The sequence below is a fragment of the Mycolicibacterium phocaicum genome, assembly GCF_010731115.1.
GTDB classification, from domain to species: Bacteria; Actinomycetota; Actinomycetes; order Mycobacteriales; family Mycobacteriaceae; genus Mycobacterium; species Mycobacterium phocaicum.
Genome location: NZ_AP022616.1, coordinates 4,113,949 through 4,133,123 on the forward strand (window position 1 = coordinate 4,113,949; position 19,175 = coordinate 4,133,123).

Here is a 19,175-nt window from a genome sequence, read left to right on the forward strand (position 1 = left end):
GGTGAACTCAGCTCTTCGCGAAAGTCGTTGGGGTATCGGTAGATATCACGCCTGCTCCACGGTCACTCCGGCAGCGGAGAGTTCGGAGAGCTGATGGCTGTCGACGCCGGTGTCGGTGATGAGTAGGTGGATGTCTTCCAGCCGGCCGTACTGGGCGCCGCTGACGGCCCCGAACTTGCTGTGGTCGGCGAGCAGGATGCGGCGGTGCGCGCACGCGAGCATGCGTCGTTTCACGGCGGCTTCGGACGGGGCGGGGGTGGTGAGCCCGCGGTCGGCGCTGACGCCGTTGGCGCCCAGAAATGCGACGTCGACGTTGATCTCGGCGAGTGCGCGGGCGGCCCAATCATCAACTTCGGCAAAGGTTTTCGAACGGACCCGGCCACCCAAGGTGTAGACCGTGAGCTGTGGCCTGCTGACCAGGGTCAGTGCCTGCGTCAATGAGTTGGTGTACACGGTGAGTTCGCGGTCGCAGGGAAACTGCTCGACCAGTTGTGCGGTTGTGGAGCCGGCGTCGATCAGCACCGACCCACGGTCGGGAAGGTGTGCGAGCGCGGCCTTTGCGATGCGGGCCTTCTCGGCGAGGAACTCGGTCCGGGTCTCGACGGCAGGCTCGTAGGAGAGGTAGTCGACGCGCACCGCGCCACCGTGCACCCGGCGTAACAAGCCCTGGCGCTCCAGGAGGATGAGGTCCTTGCGGATGGTCTCGCCCGTCACGCCGAGCTCGGACGCGATCCGGGCGGCGTCGATGCGACCATCGCGCCGGAGCGTCTCGAGCAATTGCTGTTTGCGCTGATCGGCGTAGAGGGCTGCTGTCGCATCGCGCGGAGCGGGCCCTGTGGTTGCCACGACACCTCCCTCCATTTGTGAGCTGCACCACTTGGATTTGGTTGTTAATAATTGCGTTTAGTTGGGAATCTGTCAAGAGTGCTTGCCGTCGGCCCGTGGATGACACCTGTCCTAGCGTGGAGACGGTGAACAGACGCGCCAGCATCACAGTGATCTGCGCGGCCCTGACGTTCAGCGTCGCCGCCTGCGGAATCGGAAGCATCGAGGGAACCCCGGCCACCGCAGTGTTCGTGCAACCGCCCGCACACCTCGACGTCAGCCCCGCGTGCGCGCATGCGCCGGTGACGGTGGAGCAGTTCGTCGGCAGCTGGATGACAGGCAGTAGTGGCGTCGTCGGCTTCGGTAGGGACGGCTCGGCCGTCGTCCAGGAGCGGGCGGTGGGCCGGCGGGGAACCTGGAGCTACCAGCCGCGCGTGCCCGGTGGTCCGTGCGTGTTGCGGATGCGGTGGACAGTCGGCTTCGTGGCAGGCAGGCCAGACGAACCCATCGAGCCGCCGTCGGAGTGGGCGCTGGAGCCCGTGTCGGTGACGCCGACAGCGTTCACCCTCAGATCGGTCGGCAAGACCGGAGAACCCGACACCCACTGGTGGCGCCGGAAATGACCTCGAACGCCGAATGGCCTGGTAACCCAGGCCATTCGGCGCGGCGAGCTACGGCTTGATTCGCATCTTGCCCGGTGACCACAGTCCGCTGTGGACCGCGGTGCCCAGGTCCAGCTCGGCCGTCGTCGCGTCGACGACCGTCGTGAACGCGCGCAGCGAGCCCCAGTCCCGGCCCCAGTCGTCGGACAGGTACGTCGACATCACGTGGGCTTTCAGCAGTACGTCGGTGATGCCCAGCAGGCCGCCGTTGATGCCGTCCTGCCAGGTATCGGTGTCCTGCTTCTTGGCGGTGTAGTCCGGGGTGATGCGGAACTTCGGCACCTCGGTCACGCCGTTGCGCACCAACATCGGCTGCTGGCACGGGAACGCCAGGCCGACGGCCCAGTCCATCAACACCGGCTGGGTCTTGCCGATGAACTGCTCGACGGTCTTGAGTTCGGGAACCCGCGGCGGGGTGACGGCGATCCAGTCGCCCTCATTGAGCGAAAGGTTCACTGCCACAACGCGAACGTACGTGGCGTCGGCCGGAATCTGGCGACGGTCGAAGCGCAGGTTGCGCCACGACGGCGTCGGGCCGATGTCGTAGGGCACGACCCGCCCGCCCGGCACGGGGCGGCCGTCGGGGCCGGTGCGGCCGTACTCCAGCTCGACAGTCTGCCCCTCGGTGCGGCCCTTCAGCGAGCTGTTCCCGGTGATGGTGCCGGCGGCGGTGACGACGACCAGCGGATGCGCGGCATCAGCGGCGGGCAGGCCGTACCAGGCCGACGTCAGCTTGGCCTGCGAGTGCGGGCCGGTGGTGTACGTCCCGGCGACCGGTACCCGCGCGGGGTCCAAACCGTAGGGCAGCGGCACCGTCGACCCGTTGATGCCCGGGGTCGTCAGCTTGACTGCGGCATCCCAGTCGGCGTCGGTACCCGACACCGGGAAGTCGAGTCGAATTGCTTCGGCCACAATGCGATTCGGCACGCCATTGGGAGTGAAGCCAACGGGACCCACGCCGCCCAACGCGCCCAGCGGCCCGTAGTCGCCGGCCTGCGGCGTCAGGAACCCGGCGTTCGAGTCGGGCTCCACCAGCACGTTGTCGGCCAGCCCGCAGCCGCCCTTCAATGCCCGCAGGTTGCTCGCCAGGTTCGAGTACGTCGGGTATTCGCGCACCGCGCCGATGGCCATCGACGCCACACACACCACGACCATGAACGCGGCGGCCAGCGGAATGGGTGCCGCAGTGACCAGCCGGGTGAGCCGGCCCTCTGGGCGGTCACTGTTGAAGTGCAGCCAGAACGCCCACACCGCGGTGATGACGAACAGCACCAAGAAGATCGTGCTGAGCTTGATTCCGCCGACGGCGACCATGTCGTTGTTGAACGGCACGCCATAGCTCGACACGTACCACCAGCCGTTGGTGGTGGCCGAGACCAGCGCCAGCAGGAACAGCACCGCCGAGGTGACGGCCATGCGGTTGCGCGCCGACTTCAGTACCGAACGCGACACCAGCACGGTGGCCACCGCGGCCATCGCGGCGCCCACGGCCGCGAACAGGCCGAAGTGGTGCACCCACTTGGTCGGGGTGAACATCAGGCAGAACATGGTGGCGAAGATGATGCCCATCAGGCGCCACACCGGGCCGCGCGCGATGCCGGGAACCCGCTTGCGCCGGAGGATCATGAACATCGATGTGAAGAGGCTCAGCGCGGTCAGCAGGAAGCCGAAGCGCCGGGTCATCGAGCCGTCGACCGTCGGCAGGAACAGGTAGTAGTACCGCAGATTCTCGGTGTACCAGGCCTGGCTCGGGCCGATCGCGGTGCGAATCCTGGTGGCCTCCAACACCCCTGCCGCGGTCTGGTTGACGAACACCACGGTCAGGATCACGAAGCCGGCGGCGAGCAGCGGCATGATCAGCGGCCAGGTGCCGACCTCGCGGCGCCGCTTCACGAGGATGCGCAGGATCGGGCGGCCACCGGCGAGCAGGGCCGCCACGGCGATCAGGCCCGTCGGCTGGATGCCCAGGGTGAACGCCGCGCTGATGATGGCCAGGGCGGCCGGGGTCAGCCGGCTGGTGCCGATGGCGCGTTCGATGAGGACATAGGTGATCAGGGCGCCGGTGGCGATCTGGCCCTCGGGACGCAGGCCGTTGTCGAACGGCATCCACGCGGCCATCAGGACCAGGCCCGCGGCCCACATGGCGGCCTTGCTGCCCGCCACCGCGGGCCCGAGCCGGGGGAGCACTTCGCGCGACAGCAGCAGCCAGCAGATCAGCGCACAGATCAAGTCCGGCAGGCGAATCCAGATGCTGGCGTCGCTGACGTGCGTCATCAGGGCCAGCACGTTGTAGTACCAGCCGAACGGGTCCTCGGGGCTGCCGAACCAGCGGAAGTAGTTGATCATGTACTGCGCGTGCGGCGCGACGCGCGCCATCTGCAGGATGTAGCCGTCGTCAGATGACCCGGCGCCCAACACATGCCACAGCAGGAACCCGCCGACCACGACGCCGTCGACGATGTTGAAGGTCCGCCAACGGCTGGGGATCAGGCGCTGCATGCGGCGCCCGTCGAGCCGGTCCAGCCGCCAAAGGGCCAGCAGCGCAACGATGGTCGCCGCGATACCGCCGAACATGGCGGTGTACTTGATGATGGTCGGCCGGTTGATGAACCGGGTGTCGATCGTTGCGGACACCGAAAGCCCCTGCGGTGCAGCGCCCTTCAGGTCGGTGAAGATACCGACGACGGTGGGCCGCAGGTTCGGGTCGGCGAACCCGGTGCGCAGTTCCTTGCCGTCGGTACCGGTCAGGCCGACGAACGTCGCGAACGTCCCGTTCTTGTCGGAGATGATCTCGATGCGCGAACAACCTGGATTACCAATGGCTTTCAGCCGCGGCACGCTGGCGATCACCACATTGCGATCGGTGATGTCGACGCGGCTGCTGGACACGTTGACCAGCAAGCCGTTGAGCGCGGCCTGCTTGCCGTCCTTGGGTACCGTGCCGAACACCAGCCCGCCCGACGGCGGCAGCGTCCGCAGCACGTCGCACGGGATCGTCGCCGTCATCGTCACCGGCGTCTGCGAGATCAGCGGCGCGGTCACGTTGCCGAACTGACCCTGCTGCGGCCAGTTCAGCTGCGCGGTCGTCTGCACCACGGGCAGCAGCGGCGTCAGCGCCGACAGCACGAAGCCGATCAGGCCCGCGACGATCGCCACCCATCGGGTGACCTTGACTTGCTGTGCGTTCATTCCCGTCCCGGTCATGGCAGGGCCCGGATCGGGCCGCGGCGGCTCCAGCCGTTGACGGTCATGGTGCCTTGGTCAATCGCTGCAGGCGGGGCCACGGACGGCGGCACCACCGGGTCGTACCGCTCGATGGAGCCCCAATCTCGGTACCAGTCGTTGCGCAGGTACGTCGGGATGGTCGACGTCCGCAGCAGGGCCTGGATGAACAGGAACGGGCCACCCTTCTGCGCGGACTGCCACATGTTCGACGACACCACGACCTGCTTGGTGTTGGGCAGGATGCGGTACTGCGGCAGCTCCGCCACACCCAGATGCTCGGAGAACGGGCGCTGGCACGGGAAGTTCGCGGCGGTGGCGATGTCCATCAGGATCGGCGTCTGCGTCCCGAGGAACTGCTGCGCGCTCTGCAGCGTCGGGACCCGCGGCGGCGTGAACCCGAACCACTGGTCTTCCGACAGGTTGGGATCGTCGGCGACGATGCGGGCGACGTTGGCCTCCGGCGGCGCCCAGGCGAGCGGGAACCGCAGGTTGCGCCAGGCGTATTGAGCGAAGGTGTCGATGGGCTGAACCTCGGCGAGGGCCTGGTAGCTGCCGTCCGGCCGGTGCACACCCCACTGCAGCTTGAGCGACTGGCCGTAGTGGAACTCGTGCTCCTCGTCGTAGTACCAGATGGCGCCGGCGGCGGCGACGGTGACGAGAGGCCGGTCGGCACTGCGCGGCGGCAGCTGGTACCAGGCCGAGGTGGCCTTGGCGGCGACGCCGTTCTCCTTGAAGCTGCCCATCACCGGGGTGCGGGCGGGGTCCAGACCGAACGGCAGGAACACATTGGAGCCGTTGACGCCCGTCGGGCCGTAGCCGCCGCCGGTGCCGGCTGCGAAGGCGACGCCGACGTTGGGTTTGTTGGGCGACCCGTCGGAGTTGACGGTGCCGGGGTTCGCGACCACCGGGTGCGGCGGGGCGAGCGAGTCACTGACGCCGTTCGGGGTGAAGCCGACGGGGTTCTCGCCGCCCAGCGGTCCGTACTTGCCCCAGGTCTGGCCGGGCACGGGCTGCAGCGTGCCGGCGTTGGTGTCGGCTTCGACCAGCACGTCGTTGGCCATGGCGCAGCTCTTGTCGGACAATCCGAGCGCGTCCAGGTTGGCGCGGGCCGTCGTGTACTGCGGGTAGCGCTGCACGAAGCCCTTGGCCATCGAACCGACCTCGAGCACGACCATGATCACTGCGACGATCAGCAGCGGCGTCGATGCCAGCGCGCGGTTGCGGCGCGTCTCGGCGACCTCGGTGTGGCCGGCGTAGTCGATGCGGAAGTGCAGCCAGCCGGCGAGCAGCGCCGAGATGATCGCGAGCACCAGGAACATCGACGTGACGGGGTGACCGGCCAGCACGGGCTGACGATCGAACCACGGCACGCCGTAGTTGCCGACGTAGAACCAGCCGTTGATCCCGGACGTCGCCCAGGCCAGCACGAACAGCAGTGCCGTTACGTACAGCGCCAGGTTCCGCCGGCTGTGCAGTCCGACCGTCGCGAACGCGAACGCGATGACCGCGCCGAACGCCCCCGACAATCCGGCGAACGCACCGAACTGCACGGCCCACTTGGTCGGCGTGAAGTGCAGGAGCAGCAGGCCGAGCATGGTGCTGCCGAGCAGACGCCACACCGGACCGCTGGCCAGGCCGGGGACGCGGCCCTTGCGCAGCAGCAGCGCCAGGGTGGCGAAGAGGCACAGCAGCAGGATCAGCACCGAGAACCGGCGGGTCATGGAGCTGTCGACGCTGTCCTCGACGGTGAGGAAGTAGTAGCGCAGGAATTCCTGGTACCAGGAGATGGTCGGGCCGACGGTGTACTTGATGCGCGCCGATTCGGCGACGGTCGCCAGGGTCTGGTTCCGGAAGATCACTGTCAGGATCAGCGACGCCGATGCGGCCAGCGTGGCGATCGGGGCCAGCAGACCCGTTCCGGCCCGGCGGCTGCGGATCGTGCGGACCAGCGCACGGGCGCCGACGAGCAGCGGGGCCAGCGCGATCAGGCCCTGCGGCGCCGTCGTCGCGGTGAACGCCGCCACGATGATCGCGACGGCCGCGGGCGCCAGGCGCCGGGTGGCGATGGCGTATTCGATGAGCACCCAGGTCGCGATCACGCCGAAGGCGATCAGCGGCTCGGGGCGCAGGCCGTTGTTGAACGGGTACCAGGCCGCCAGGAATACCGCGGCCGCGGTCCAGATCGCGATCGCGTTCGCCGACACCCCGCGGGCGCCGGGGCCGAGTCGCGGCAGCACCCAGCGCGACAGCAATGTCCAGGTCGCGATGCCGGCCAGCAGCGCGGGCAGTCGCATCCACACGCCCGCGGTGCTGACGGTCGCCATGTGTGCGAGCACCGACTGGTACCAGTCGAACGGCGCCTCGGAGGCACCGAAGTAGCGGAAGTAGTTGGCGACGTAACCGGCCTGGCCGGAGACCCGCGCGATGGTCAGGTTGTAGCCGTCATCGGATGAGATCGCGCCGATCAGGTGCCAGCCGGCGAGGCCGAGGAACACCGCGATGTCGGCGAGCCAGTGCCAGCGGCCGACCTTCCAGAAGCGCTGCCAGCCGTCGTGCACGCGGCGGCCGTCCAGGCGGTCCAGCAGTGCCAGCGCGACGATCGAGACCAGCGTCAGCAGCACACCGAGCGCCATGGCGGCCGACTTGACGAACGTCGGGACCACGATGAACCGGGTGTCGACGTCTACGCGCGCGGACAGGCCGGGCTGCGCCGGCACCTTGAGACCGGTGAAGATGCCGGCCACCTGAGGCTTCTTCTCGACGCTGCCGGTGCCGGAGGCGCCGGGCAGGCCGATGAAGTCGGCGCCGACGCCGCCGTTGGTCGCCCAGAGGTGCAGATTGCTGCACTTCCCGATGTCGGACCGCTTGGCGACCGCGGCCACGGTGTCCCGGAACGCGACGACGACGTCGGTGGCGTTGGCGCGGACGAACAGGCCGTTGCGGCTGGCGTCGATGCCGTCGGGCGGGATCGTCGAGAAGACCAGACCACCCTCGGCGGGAAGGGTGGCGATGGCCGCGCACGGGATGGAGACATCCAGCGCAAGCGGTGCACCGGACACCAGCGGGGCGGTGAGGTCAGAGACGTTTCCGCTGGCATTTGGGGCCTGTGGCCACAAGATGGTCGCGGTCGTCTGCTTGACGGGCAGCAGTGGGGTCAGCGCGCAGAGCAGCAGACCGGCAAGGCCCGCGATGATCGCGACGAGACGGGCAGTCCTGGCAGGCACGAGGCTCAAGACTAGGCGACAGTTATATGTGGCCTGGGCCACTGCTACGGAATGTCGAGGTTGGTAAGCCGGAATGTGATGGTTGGAACCGAAGCGGTGCTTCGCATTTGACTGTGTCGGAGTCGAAGGAACCATCTTGGTTGTAGATACTCTTGTCTACAAATAACATCTATATCTATGGCGACACCGACGACGACAATCCGGGTCCCGGTCGCGACCCGTGACCGCCTCAACGCACGAGCTCGCGACCACGGTATTTCCGTTGTCGCGTTGCTCGACGAATGGGCCAACCGCGCAGAACGCGAGGATGCGTTTGCAGCGGAGCGGGCTGCCACCGTGGCCGAGGCGACCAACGAAGCCGTCATCGAAGAGGACCAGGACTGGGGCCAGACGGACACCGATGACCTCGGCTGAGCCACGCCGCGGTGACTTATGGCTGGTCGCACTCGGTGCCGGTCGGGCCGGAGAACCGACGAAACACCGGCCCGCCGTTGTGCTGTCTGTTGATGATCTGCTCACCGGTGAACCCACCGAACTTGTCGTGGTGGTTCCCGTCTCCAGCTCGCGAATCGCCACACCTCTGCGGCCCACAATCCGGCCGGGCGAGGGCGTCGAGGTGGACAGCGTCGCCGTCTGCCGCGCCGTCCGTGGCATCGCCCGGGGTCGGCTGGTACGTCGGCTCGGGGTGCTCGCGGCACCAACGATGGGACAGATAGAGAAATCCCTGGCCCTGATCCTCGGTATATGAGCAGTAGCGGTCAGGAATGCCGCAGCGGCGCAGGCGCCCACCAGCCACTGCGCGTGGCTTTCCCGAGGTCGATCTGGGCCGGTTGGGCATCGGGGTAGTACTGCGTGAACTGCTGCAGTGAGCCCCAGTCGCGGAACCAGTCGTCCTTCAGATACGTCGGCACCGGGGTGGCCTTGAACAGCAGCTCGGTGATGCCCAGCGGCCCGCCGCCGAGGTAGTCCATGACGGGCGAGTTGGCCTCGGCGCCGAAGCGGTCCGGCAGGATGCGCCACTTGGGCACCTCGGTGACGCCGTTGTCGTGGCCGAACGGGCGCTGGCATGGGAACGCCAGGCCGACGAGCCAGTCCAGCATCACCGGATCCTTGGAGCCGACGACGTCCTGCAGGGTGCGCAGCTTCGGGATGCGCGGCGGGGTCAGGGCGATCCAATGCTGCGGCGCGAGGTCGTCGTCGGTCGCGACGATGCGGATCAGGGTGGCGTCGGGCGGGATCGCGGCCATCGGGGCGCGCAGGTTGCGCCAGGCGGGTGCGGCACCGACGTCGGCGAAGCCGACGGCCCCGGCGATCTTGCCGGCCGCGGCCTGGGCATCGTTGGCGTATTCGACGCGAACCTCGCCCTGGTTGAATCGGCCCGCGGCGGCGACGACGAGCAGCGGTCCGGCCTGGTCGCGCTGGGGTAGCCGGTACCAGCCCGAGCGCATCCGCGCCGGAATTTGCACGCCGGGGCGCCAGCTGCCCAGCACGGGGGTGGTGGCCGGGTCCAAGTTGTACGGGAGCTTGGCCCGCGAGCCGTTGACGCCCATCCCGGCGGTGGTGCCGCCTTCGGTGCCCGGCTCGGCGCCGCTGATCGGGCCACCGTCGCTGTCGGCGAAGTTGGTGCCACCGGGCGGTTCCATGACGGGGTCCGCGGAGACGTCGGCGGGAATTCCGTTGGGGGTGAAGCCTTCTGCGCTGCCGGCACCGAGGGCGTCACCGACCGTCCCGGACTGGGGGACGAGCTTGCCGGCGTTGGTGTCCTGCTCGACCATGACGTCGTCCGCCAGGCCGCAGGTCTTGCCGGTCAGCGCCTGCAGGTTCGAGCGGCCGACGGACCAGGCCGGCCACTGCTGCGTCATCCCGAGGGTCAGCGACAGCACTTCGAACAGCACGATGATCCACGACGCAATTGCCAACGGCGCCTGGGGAATCCGGCGGCTGACGGGCCGCTCGGGGTCGTGGTCGTAGAAATGCAGCCACGCCGCCCACAGCAGGGTCAGGAACGACAGGCCGAACAGGAACGTGGTGAAGCCGAAGTGCCACTCGGGGAACTGATTCGACCACGGCACACCGAAGTTGGACACGTACCACCAGCCGTTCACGGTGGCGAACGACAGCGCCATCACGAACAGCACGGTCGCGGCGAACATCGCCCGGTTGCGGCGCGAGCGCATCGCGACGGTGCCGACCGCGATGGCGGCCAGTGCGCCCAGCGAACCGGCCAGCCCGGCGAACACCCCGAAGTGGTGCGTCCACTTGGTGGGCGTGAACATCATGGCCAGGAACGAGATGATCGTGATGCCGACGATGCGGCGGGCCGGCCCGGCGGCAGTGCCCGGAATTCGCCCCTTGCGCAACGACATTGCCAGCGAGACGGCCAGTGCCAGCAGCAGCGTCAGCACCGCGAACCGGCGGGCCACCGAACCGTCGGGGCTGGTCGTGAACAGCCGCTCGTAGCGGATGTGTTCGTCGAACCAGCTCAGCGCGGGGCCGACGGTGGTCTTGAACGAGCTGGCGTCGAGCGCGGCGGCCAGCGTCTGGTCGCGGAAGATCAGGATGGCAGTCACCGTGCCCGCGGCGAGGATCGGCGCCAGGAGAGCCAGATAACCGAAGCGCGAAGTATGCCGCGCCACAATCGTTTTCAGCGGACCGACGGCGACCAGCAGGGCGCCGATCGCGGCGATACCGGTCGGGCCCGAGAACAACGTCAGGGCTCCGATGATGATTGCGATGGCCACCGGCAACAGCCGGCTGGTCGCCACTCCGCGTTCCACCGAGCACCAGGTCAGCAGGATGCCGAGCGCGATGATGGGTTCCGGCCGGATGCCGTTGTTCAGCGGCAGCCAGAACGCCAGGAACATGCCCGCGGCGGTCCAGGCGGCGGCGCGGCTGTTCTTGACGGCCTGGCCGAGCCGGGGGAGCACTTCACGGCTGATCACCCACCAGCACGCCAGGGCCATCAGGAGCGTGGGCAGGCGCATCCAGACGCTCGACGTGGAGACGTGCGCCCAGAGCGCCAGCAGGTCGTAGTACCAGCCGAACGGCGCCTCGGGAGTGCCGAACCAGCGGTAGTAATTGGCCATGTAGCCGGCGTGCTCGGAGACCCGGGCCATGGTGAGGATGTAGCCATCGTCGGAGGTGTTGGCACCCACGAAGTGCCACCAGACCAGCGTCGTGATCACGACACCGTCCAGTGGCTTCACCGACCACCAGCGCGACGGCAGGAACCGCTTGTGCGGGACGCCGTCGGCACGGTCCAGCACGTGGAGGGCGCCCAGTGCGACGACGGTCAGCACCACGCCGAAGATCATCGCGAGCATCTTCAACAGGGTCGGGGACGTGCTGTAGCGCGAATCGATGGTCGCCGAGAACGCCAGCCCTGGCGGAGCCGCGCCGGACAGGTCGGTGAAGACGCCGACGATCTGCGGGCGGAAGTCATAGCCGCTGAGCTCGCCGCGCACCGGCTTGCCCGGGTTCTTGTCCTTCGGGCCCTGCACCAGGCCGACGATCTCGCCGGTGACCTTGTCGGCGTGCGCGGTGAACTTCAGCTCCTTGCACGCGGGGCTGAGCACCTGCGTCAGCGGCGCGCTGACGACCGGGGTGTTGCGCACGATCACCAGCAGGTCGCCGCCGACGCGCTCGATCAGCAGACCGCGGTCGACGGCCTTGGGTGCCTGCTTGGGCACCGTGGACATCAGCACCGTGGCGGGACCGGTGAGCCCGGCTGCCGCCGAGCACGGGATGGTGATGTCGAGGTCGGTGGCCACGTAGCCGATCAGCGGCGCGTCGACGCTCTTGAGGACGCCCGCCTGCGGCCAGTTCAGCTGTGCAGTGGTCTGGGTGACCGGTAGCAGCGGCGTCGCCATCGCCAGGAACGCGCCGAGCAGTCCGGCGACGATCGCGATCCACCGCGCTGTGCGGTGATTGCGCTCTACCTCAGGTTCCCCGGCCACGGGGCTAGATGTTAGTGGCCGCTACGGATGGCCAGCACGAACGGGCCGATATCTGTGACCTGCCAGTGCTTGCTGTCGAACAGCCGCTCGTCGAGTGCCACCTGGTAGCGGCGCACGTTGGGCTGGTTGGGGTAGACGTCCTCGGCCAGCCGCAGCGTGTAGGTGCCGGTGCCGCCGTGGCGCATCAGGAACACCGTCGGAGCCGGCCAGGGCAGCATGTCGAGGGCCTTGGCGAAGTCGTCGGGGCTGGTCATGGTTGCCCAGCTCTCGATGGCGCCGGAGCGTTCCTTGAACTGCGCCAGCGGGTTCGCGTAGTGCGACGTGAGCCCCTGGAATCCGTAGTAGGGGTAGTAGGACAGGAAGCTGTAGTCCGCGGTCATCACGACGGTCTCGTTGCGGGGCTTGCCCGTCGCCGCGGTGATCTTCCGGTCGATCTCCTGGTAGAAGCGCTCCGAGCCGGGTGGACGACGGTCGGCGCGCTGGCCGTGGCCGTCGGTGTCGGTGTAGGCGACGGCGATGTCGGGCCGCAGGATGTCCGGGATCGCCTGGCTGAACGACACGGCGCCGATCGCACCGATGACAGCGGCCACCGCGATGATCCGGTTGGTGGTCGGCTGCGCGTACCGGTTCGCCAGCCCGCGGGCGGCTTCCAGGAAGCCGAACGTGCCGGCCGCGACGAGCAGCACCAGCAGGGTGGGCTGCAGCCGGAACGACAGCAGTGTCGTGCGGGCCAGGGTGGCCAGCATCGACAGCAGCGACCACGCGTACACCGCGATGACGGCCATCCCGAGGGCGGCCGCGCGGGTCGAGCTGCGGCCCTTGACCACCAGCCACAGCGTGCCGGCGAGGCACATGACGCCGAGCAGGGTGGCGTCGAGCATCGGGAAGGTGAGCTGCGCGCCGGACATCGGCAGGTAGTGCTGCGCGGTGCCCTTGTCGGCGGGGTGGCCGTTGAGCACGGCCAGGTAGTACGGCGCCCAGTGAATCGCCGCGATGACGCCGGAGATGGCGGCGATGACAGCAACTCGGATCAGCGGCTGGATTTGGCGCCGGGACACGGCCAGCAGCAGCGCCATGAGTGCGAGGGTGAAGGCCGCGTAGCCGAACAACAACGTGTAGAAGAGTGCGGCGATGCCGAGGAAAATCCCGGTACCGATCACAGCGGCCCACCCGCGGCCAGTGGCTTTCAATCCGGACCACGCCAGCACGAACACCGGCGGCAGCAGCACGACGAGGACCGCGGAATACGGCTCGGTGGACGAGTACGCGAGTGTGACGGCGGCCGTCGCCGTGGTCACCGCCAGTGCGTACTCGAAGCGAATCATGGCCGCCCACAACACGAATGCGGCCACGATCGCGGCGGTGATCGTGATGACCGCCCACGGCTTGAACATCTCCCACGCCGGCGTGCCGGTCAGCGCGGCCGCTCGACCGCCTAGCCAGAACCAGCCCGACGGGTAGTACGGCGGCAGCCCCAGATACGTCATGTCGTGCGGCACAGCGGTATCCGCGAGGCGCGTCAGGTACTCGGTGCGGAACTGCTGGTCGACCGAGATGCCGAACAGGTACAGCTTGGTCGCACCCAACGGCATGCCGAGGGTGACGACCGAGAACGCCGCCAGGAGCGACGTGGCAGCCACTTTGGCGCTCTTGCGCCAGCCGCGGCGCCACGCCCACCCCGCGAGCAGCAACCCGATCAGCACGGCGCACTGGCCGGCGGTGGTCAGGGCATGCAACTGGTTCGACGAGTTGAACGCCGGCCACTGCACGCGCGCAATCGCTTGCAGCGCAACGACCGCGATGATCACCGCCAGTGCCATGGCGGCCAGCATCTGGCCGCTCACCCTGGCGCTCGCGGCCAGCGCGCTGCGCATCAGAGCGGGAGTTTGCGGAAGACCGACCGCGGGATGTGCCGGATGACGGCCATCAGGTAGCGCACCGGGTTAGGTGCCCAGATGAGCTCCTTACCCTTGGCGGCGGCGACGACGGCCTGGTTGGCGACGTCTTCCTTGTCGACCGTGAACGGCGCCTCCTTGGCGCCGGTGGCCTTCCAGTGCTCCAGCGTCGTGGTGGTGCGCACCTGGCCGGGACGGATGACCAGAACCCGAACCCCGAACTCCCGCAACGCCTCTCCGAGGCCCAGGTAGAAGCCGTCGAGCCCGGCCTTGGTCGAGCCGTACACGAAGTTGGAGCGACGGACCCGTTCGCCGGCGACCGACGACATGGCGATGATCTGCCCGAAGCCCTGCGCCTTCATCTTGTCGCCGACCAGCACACCGACGGAAACGGCTGCGGTGTAGTTGATCTGGGCGGTCAACACGGCCTTGGACTGGTTCTGCCACAGTTCTTCGGCGTCGCCGAGGATGCCGAATGCGACGATGGCGACGTCGACATCGCCCTGCTCCCAAGCAGATTCGATGATCGCCGGGTGCGACTTGGTGTCCAGTGCGTCGAAATCGACGTACACGACCTCCTTGGCGCCGGCCGCCTCGATCTGGGCGATGGCGGCGTCCCGCTTCGGGGCATTCGGCAGGTCGGCGAGGATCACCCGAGCTTTGGCGTTCTTGAGGTAGCGCTCGACGATGGCCAGGCCGATCTCCGAGGTGCCGCCGAACAGCAGAATGGTCTGCGGGTTGCCGGTTGCGTCAATCATGGGTTTCCTTTTCAAGATTCAGAGGAGCTCGAGCCGACGGGCCATGTCGGAGGCGAACACGCCGTTCGGGTCGGCTTTGCGGCGGGTGGCGATCCACTCGTCGATCCGCGGGTACATCTTGTGGAAGCTCTCGGCGCTGACACGCGAGTCCTTGGCGGTGTAGACGCGGCCGCCGAATTCCATTGCGCGCTTGTCGAGTTCGTTGAGGAACTCGTTGACGCCGGGCCGGTTCGGGAAGTCCAGGGCGACGTTCCAGCCCTGCATCGGAAAGCTCAGCGGCGCCTTGTTGCCCGGGCCGAACAGCTTGAAGACGTTCAGCGCCGAGTACTGCTTCTGCGTGTGCATCCAGCGGATGATGCCCTTGAACTCTTCGAGCGCATCCGGGGGAACCAGGAACTGATGCTGGGCGAAACCCGCTGGGCCATAGGCATATTGCCAACCCGAGGTGATGTCGAGCATGTGGTAGAACTGCGTCAGGTTGACGATCTTGCCCTGGTAGTTGCCGCTCATCCGGTAGAACGCCTCGCCGATCATGGAGAGCGAGAGCTTGTTCATGAAGCTGACCGGGAACAGGTTCGGGATCGCCGGCAGCTGCGGCGCGGTGAACTTGAGTGGATCCTTGGCCAGCTTGGCGGGCAGCTGATCCACCTTGGCGAGGCTGCCCCGGCTCACCGCGGCGCGGCCGAGCTTGGGTTCCGGGCTGATCAGGTCGAACCAGGCGCTCGAGTACGTGTAGTTGTCCTCGCTGCCGTCCTGGTGCACCGCGACGGTTTCTTCCAGATCGTGCGTGGCGATGCCGTCGGCGATGAAGTAGGCGCTCTCGGTGCGCGTCATCTTGATGCGCGCCCGGATCACGATGCCCGTGAGCCCGTTGCCGGCCACGGTCGCCCAGAACAGCTCGCTGTCCGAGCCGTCGGGGGTGATGGTGTGCACCTCACCGTCGGCCATCAGCAGGTCCAGCGACAGCACGTGATTGCCGAAGCTGCCCGCGCTGTGGTGGTTCTTGCCGTGGATGTCGGAGGCGATCGCACCGCCGACGGTGACCTGTCGGGTGCCCGGCAGCACCGGCACCCACAGCCCGAACGGCAGCGCGGCCTTCATCAGCTGATCGAGGCTGACCCCGGCGTCGACGTCGGCGATGGCGGTCTCGGAGCTGATCGAATGGATCCGGTTCAGCGCCGTCATATCGACGACGATGCCGCCGCCGTTGCACGCCTGGTCGCCGTACGACCGGCCGAGACCGCGGCCGAGGATGCCCCGGCGCAGGTGGGCGGGGCTGGAAGAGTTTGCGTCCGCGACCCGCTTGACCGCCTCGGCGATCACTGAGACATCGGGTGTGGACAGCACGTTTGTCACGGACGGTGCCGTGCGGCCGAATCCCGTGAGGGCGCGGCGCGTCAGGGGCAGCGTGACGTCAGGCTGGGTAGACATAACGGTCAAAGGGTACCGGCCAACGTCACTTCAACCGGAAAATCACGGCTCGCTGCACCACGAAGTTGATCACTGTCGCCGTGCCCTGGGCGATGACAAAGGCCACCGGCCGCCGCCAGGATTCGCCCGCAAATTGCAGATAGAACAGCTGATTGATGCCGACCTGCAGTCCGAAGGTGACGGCGTACAAGATCACAACCGCGACGAAGCGCGCCCGGCTCGGTTCGGCCTGGAAGGTCCACCGCCGGTTGATCAGGTAGGCCGTCGTGGTGCCTGCGATGAAGCTGAGCGTCTTGGCGATGAGTGTGGCCCGCGCGTCCGGCATGCCGTTGGCCACGAAAACGAAGCTGAGCAGCACGTACAGGCCATAATCGACCACCGCGGACAGGCCGCCCGTCACGATGAACCGCCACGCCTGCGTCACCAGTCCCAGCGACGCCTCGACGGCTTTCTCGGCGCTGTGTTCTGCATGGTGTTCGGCGGGGATGTCCACTGGCTCGGCCACCCGGGCAGCTTACGTGCACCATGGACACGTGACCGATTTGCTTCAGGCATGGCACACCCTGTTGGCGCGGCATTCGTCGTCGCCTCGTGTCGACGACGTCGGGGCGTCGCTGCTCGGCCGGTGGGCCGAGCCGCACCGCAGTTACCACGATCTCAGTCACCTGCGCGGCATCCTGTCCGGGGTGGACGCCCTGGAGGAGTTCGCCGACGATCCTGACGCGGTCCGCCTGGCGGCCTGGTACCACGACGCGGTGTACGCGGGGCAGTCCGACGACGAGGAGAACAGCGCCCTGTTGGCGGAGTCGGACCTCGCCGATCTGGGTGTGGACCCGGAATTCGTGGCGGAGGTGGGCCGCCTGGTGCGCGTGACCATCGCCCACGATCCCGCAGCCGACGATCACAACGGCCAGGTGCTGTCCGACGCTGACCTGGCGGTGCTGGCGGTGCCGCCGGCCGACTATCAGCACAACACCGCGCGGGTGCGGGCCGAGTACGGCCATGTCAGCGACGCGGATTTCGGTCTGTGGCGCGGCCGGATGATCGCGGCGATGCTCGCCGGGCCGTCGCTGTACCGCACCGATGCGGGGCGGCGGCTGTGGGAGGACGCGGCGCGGACCAATCTGAAGGCGGAGCTGGCGGCGCTCAGCGGCTGACCGCCTTCAACACGTCATGCAGCGCGTCGAGCGCCGCGGTGAACTCGTGATCGGCCGGCGTGCCGAAACTCACCACCACGCCGTCCTGGGGTGGGGTGTCCGCCGCGTCGGGATGACGCAGCAGCGCCAACCCCGACAACGCGATGCCGGCGTCGGCCGCGCGCCGCATGACCTCATGTTCGGTGCCGTCGGGCAGTCGGATCAGGGCGTGCAGTCCGGCGGACAGTCCGCTGATCTCGACATCCAGACCCGACAGTTTCGCCGCGAGCGCGTCACGCCGGCGCCGGTAGCTGTTCCGCATGCGGCGAATGTGCTTGTCGTACTGGCCGGATTCGATGAAGTCGGCCATGGTCAGCTGGTCGATGGCGTTGACGTAGAACTGCTGCCCGCCCGCCGCCGTCAGTACGGGGTCGATCAGGTTGTCGGGCAACACCATCCAGCCCAGCCGCAGCACCGGTGCCAGGCTCTTGCTGGCCGAGCCGAGATAGGCAACCCGATCGGGATCCAGGCCCTGCATCGAGCCGATTGGTTGCCGGTCGTAGCGGAACTCGCCGTCGTAGTCATCCTCCAGGACATAGCTTTTCGTGCGGATGGCCCAATCGAGGGCGCGCGTGCGTCGGGTGGGATGCAGTGGTACGCCGTGCGGAAAGTGATGCGCCGGCGTGAGAAGAACCGCTGCGGCGCTGGTCTTTTCGAGGTCGTCGACGACGGCGCCGTGGTCATCGATCCGGATCGGCACGGTGCCGGCCCCGTTACCGGCGATGGCGTCCCGGAACAGGAACAGCCCGTAGTTCTCGACCGCGATGGTGCCCGGCGCGAACACTTTCGACAGCAACTCGACGGCGTGCCGGGTCCCGGCGCAGATGACGATCGATTCCGCCGTGGTGCGCACGCCGCGGGCTCGCGCCAGATACGTGGCCAGTGCAGCGCGCAGTTCCTGCCGGCCGCGGGCGTCGCTCGTACGCAGCGCCTCGGTAGGGGCGTTGGTCAGGGCCCGCCGGGCCGACGCCAGCCAGGCCTGCCGCGGGAAGGCTGCGACGTTTCCCGAACCGGGCATGAGGTTGTGGGTGGGCGTACCCGGCCCCGCGCGCTGGGCGGCCGGTGCCGATTCGGTGTGCGAGCCGATGACCCACGTACCCGCGCCCTGGCGGGAGCCCAGCCAGCCCTCGGCGACCAATTCGGCGTAGGCCTCCGCGACGGTGTTGCGGGCCAAGCCGAGGTCGGTCGCCAGTGATCGGGAGGGCGGCAGCATGGTGCCGGCCGGTAGCCGGCCCGACCGGACCGCGTCTCTGAGCGCCTGGATCAGCTGGTCGCGAGTGCCGCGCCGGCCCGGCTGGACGGACTGGCCGAGGTCCAGATGCAGGTCCAGTCCGGCACCGTCCGCCGCAGAATTGGCCCATGAAACCACGTAGAAATTGAACCATGTTCGCGGGTTTTTGATGGCTAACGTGGATGACATGACCGAGACACTGAACGCACCGACCACCGCCGCCCACACCAAGCGCATCGATATCTACGACGCAGCTCCTGAGCTGTACGCCGGGATGATGGCATTCAGCAACGCCGCGTCCAAGGAGCTCGATTCGACCATCGGCGAGCTCATCAAGATTCGTGCCTCACAAATGAACCACTGCGCCTTCTGCCTCGACATGCACGTCCACGATGCGCGCCGGTTCGGCGAGACCGAGCAGCGGCTGGCCCTGGTCGCGGCGTGGGAGGAAGCCGGCGACCTGTTCACCGAGCGCGAGCGGGCCGCGCTGGCCATCACCGAGGCCGTCACCGATCTGAGCCACGGACCGGTTCCCGACGATGTCTACGCCCAAGCGGCCGCCGTGTTCACCGACCGCGAGCTCGCTCACGTCGTCGGCATGGCCGCTGTCATCAACTCGTGGAACCGGCTGAACGCCGCTACTCGGAAGGCCGTTCCCCGCCGGCGCTGAAAGCGCGGACCGCAGCGGCGAATTCGTCAGGGGCGTCGGACTCGACATAGGTTCCGGCGCCCTCGACGATCACCGTCGTGTGGTCGGGGAGCGCGACCTTCG

General features: G+C 68.0%; 14 protein-coding genes. 5 read left to right on the forward strand and 9 right to left on the reverse strand.

Annotated features, from left to right (window positions below):
- Window positions 1–45: 45 nt before the first annotated feature.
- A complete protein-coding gene (locus G6N46_RS19685) occupies window positions 46–846 on the reverse strand; it encodes a DeoR/GlpR family DNA-binding transcription regulator (RefSeq protein ID WP_234880817.1) in 801 nt (266 codons plus the stop codon).
- 125 nt (window positions 847–971) lie between these two features.
- Between G6N46_RS19685 and G6N46_RS19690 the strand changes: the two genes are divergently transcribed.
- The gene (locus tag G6N46_RS19690) at window positions 972–1,448 is read left to right on the forward strand and encodes a hypothetical protein (RefSeq protein WP_131808866.1); all 477 of its coding nucleotides are present in this window, start codon (window positions 972–974) and stop codon (window positions 1,446–1,448) included.
- Between the two features lie 48 nt (window positions 1,449–1,496).
- Here the strand turns inward: G6N46_RS19690 and G6N46_RS19695 are convergent, their stop codons facing one another.
- A complete protein-coding gene (locus tag G6N46_RS19695; RefSeq protein ID WP_138251100.1) occupies window positions 1,497–4,676 on the reverse strand; it encodes an arabinosyltransferase domain-containing protein in 3,180 nt (1,059 codons plus the stop codon).
- 11 nt (window positions 4,677–4,687) lie between these two features.
- A complete protein-coding gene (locus G6N46_RS19700; protein WP_138251099.1) occupies window positions 4,688–7,936 on the reverse strand; it encodes an arabinosyltransferase domain-containing protein in 3,249 nt (1,082 codons plus the stop codon).
- Window positions 7,937–8,113: 177 nt separating this feature from the next.
- Between G6N46_RS19700 and G6N46_RS19705 the strand changes: the two genes are divergently transcribed.
- Together G6N46_RS19705 and G6N46_RS19710 are read left to right on the forward strand one after the other, a co-directional pair.
- Window positions 8,114–8,350 (forward strand): hypothetical protein, encoded by a 237-nt coding sequence (locus G6N46_RS19705; protein WP_064861194.1) that lies wholly within the window; start codon window positions 8,114–8,116, stop codon window positions 8,348–8,350.
- The gene (locus G6N46_RS19710) at window positions 8,337–8,684 is read left to right on the forward strand and encodes a type II toxin-antitoxin system PemK/MazF family toxin (RefSeq protein ID WP_082934949.1); all 348 of its coding nucleotides are present in this window, start codon (window positions 8,337–8,339) and stop codon (window positions 8,682–8,684) included. The genes G6N46_RS19705 and G6N46_RS19710 overlap by 14 nt, the downstream gene beginning before the upstream one ends.
- Window positions 8,685–8,694: 10 nt before the next feature.
- Here G6N46_RS19710 and G6N46_RS19715 read toward each other — a convergent pair whose 3' ends face one another.
- From G6N46_RS19715 to G6N46_RS19735, 5 genes are read right to left on the reverse strand one after another with little or no spacing between them, the layout of a single operon-like run.
- On the reverse strand, window positions 8,695–11,892 hold the full coding sequence (locus G6N46_RS19715) for an arabinosyltransferase domain-containing protein (protein WP_138251098.1): 3,198 nt from the start codon (window positions 11,890–11,892) through the stop codon (window positions 8,695–8,697).
- A gap of 11 nt (window positions 11,893–11,903) precedes the next feature.
- Entirely contained in the window at window positions 11,904–13,766 is a 1,863-nt protein-coding gene (locus tag G6N46_RS19720) for a galactan 5-O-arabinofuranosyltransferase (RefSeq protein ID WP_138251097.1), read from the reverse strand.
- Window positions 13,766–14,545: a decaprenylphospho-beta-D-erythro-pentofuranosid-2-ulose 2-reductase gene (locus G6N46_RS19725; RefSeq protein ID WP_138251096.1), complete on the reverse strand. Its 780-nt coding sequence runs from the start codon at window positions 14,543–14,545 to the stop codon at window positions 13,766–13,768. The genes G6N46_RS19720 and G6N46_RS19725 overlap by 1 nt, the downstream gene beginning before the upstream one ends.
- 18 nt (window positions 14,546–14,563) lie before the next feature.
- On the reverse strand, window positions 14,564–15,976 hold the full coding sequence (locus G6N46_RS19730; protein ID WP_138251095.1) for a decaprenylphosphoryl-beta-D-ribose oxidase: 1,413 nt from the start codon (window positions 15,974–15,976) through the stop codon (window positions 14,564–14,566).
- Window positions 15,977–16,001: 25 nt separating this feature from the next.
- Window positions 16,002–16,463 carry a GtrA family protein gene (locus tag G6N46_RS19735; RefSeq protein WP_138251128.1) on the reverse strand — a complete coding sequence of 154 codons (462 nt, stop codon included), beginning with the start codon at window positions 16,461–16,463 and terminating at the stop codon, window positions 16,002–16,004.
- A 46-nt stretch (window positions 16,464–16,509) separates the two neighbouring features.
- Between G6N46_RS19735 and G6N46_RS19740 the strand changes: the two genes are divergently transcribed.
- Window positions 16,510–17,133 carry an HD domain-containing protein gene (locus G6N46_RS19740; RefSeq protein WP_138251094.1) on the forward strand — a complete coding sequence of 208 codons (624 nt, stop codon included), beginning with the start codon at window positions 16,510–16,512 and terminating at the stop codon, window positions 17,131–17,133.
- Here G6N46_RS19740 and pdxR read toward each other — a convergent pair.
- Entirely contained in the window at window positions 17,123–18,541 is a 1,419-nt protein-coding gene (gene pdxR, locus G6N46_RS19745; protein ID WP_138251093.1) for a MocR-like pyridoxine biosynthesis transcription factor PdxR, read from the reverse strand. The genes G6N46_RS19740 and pdxR overlap by 11 nt on opposite strands.
- A gap of 49 nt (window positions 18,542–18,590) precedes the next feature.
- Here pdxR and G6N46_RS19750 point away from each other — a divergent pair, with 49 nt between their 5' ends.
- A complete protein-coding gene (locus G6N46_RS19750) occupies window positions 18,591–19,073 on the forward strand; it encodes a carboxymuconolactone decarboxylase family protein (RefSeq protein ID WP_138251092.1) in 483 nt (160 codons plus the stop codon).
- Window positions 19,074–19,175: the final 102 nt, after the last annotated feature.

Bases quoted from the DNA above. Each gene is read 5' to 3' on its own strand.
- G6N46_RS19705 (WP_064861194.1), top strand. From the start codon at position 8,114: ATGGCGACACCGACGACGACAATCCGGGTCCCGGTCGCGACCCGTGAC.
- G6N46_RS19725 (WP_138251096.1), bottom strand. From the start codon at position 14,545: ATGATTGACGCAACCGGCAACCCGCAGACCATTCTGCTGTTCGGCGGC.
- G6N46_RS19720 (WP_138251097.1), bottom strand. From the start codon at position 13,766: ATGCGCAGCGCGCTGGCCGCGAGCGCCAGGGTGAGCGGCCAGATGCTG.
- G6N46_RS19730 (WP_138251095.1), bottom strand. From the start codon at position 15,976: ATGTCTACCCAGCCTGACGTCACGCTGCCCCTGACGCGCCGCGCCCTC.
- G6N46_RS19710 (WP_082934949.1), top strand. From the start codon at position 8,337: ATGACCTCGGCTGAGCCACGCCGCGGTGACTTATGGCTGGTCGCACTC.
- G6N46_RS19750 (WP_138251092.1), top strand. From the start codon at position 18,591: ATGACCGAGACACTGAACGCACCGACCACCGCCGCCCACACCAAGCGC.
- G6N46_RS19695 (WP_138251100.1), bottom strand. From the start codon at position 4,676: ATGAACGCACAGCAAGTCAAGGTCACCCGATGGGTGGCGATCGTCGCG.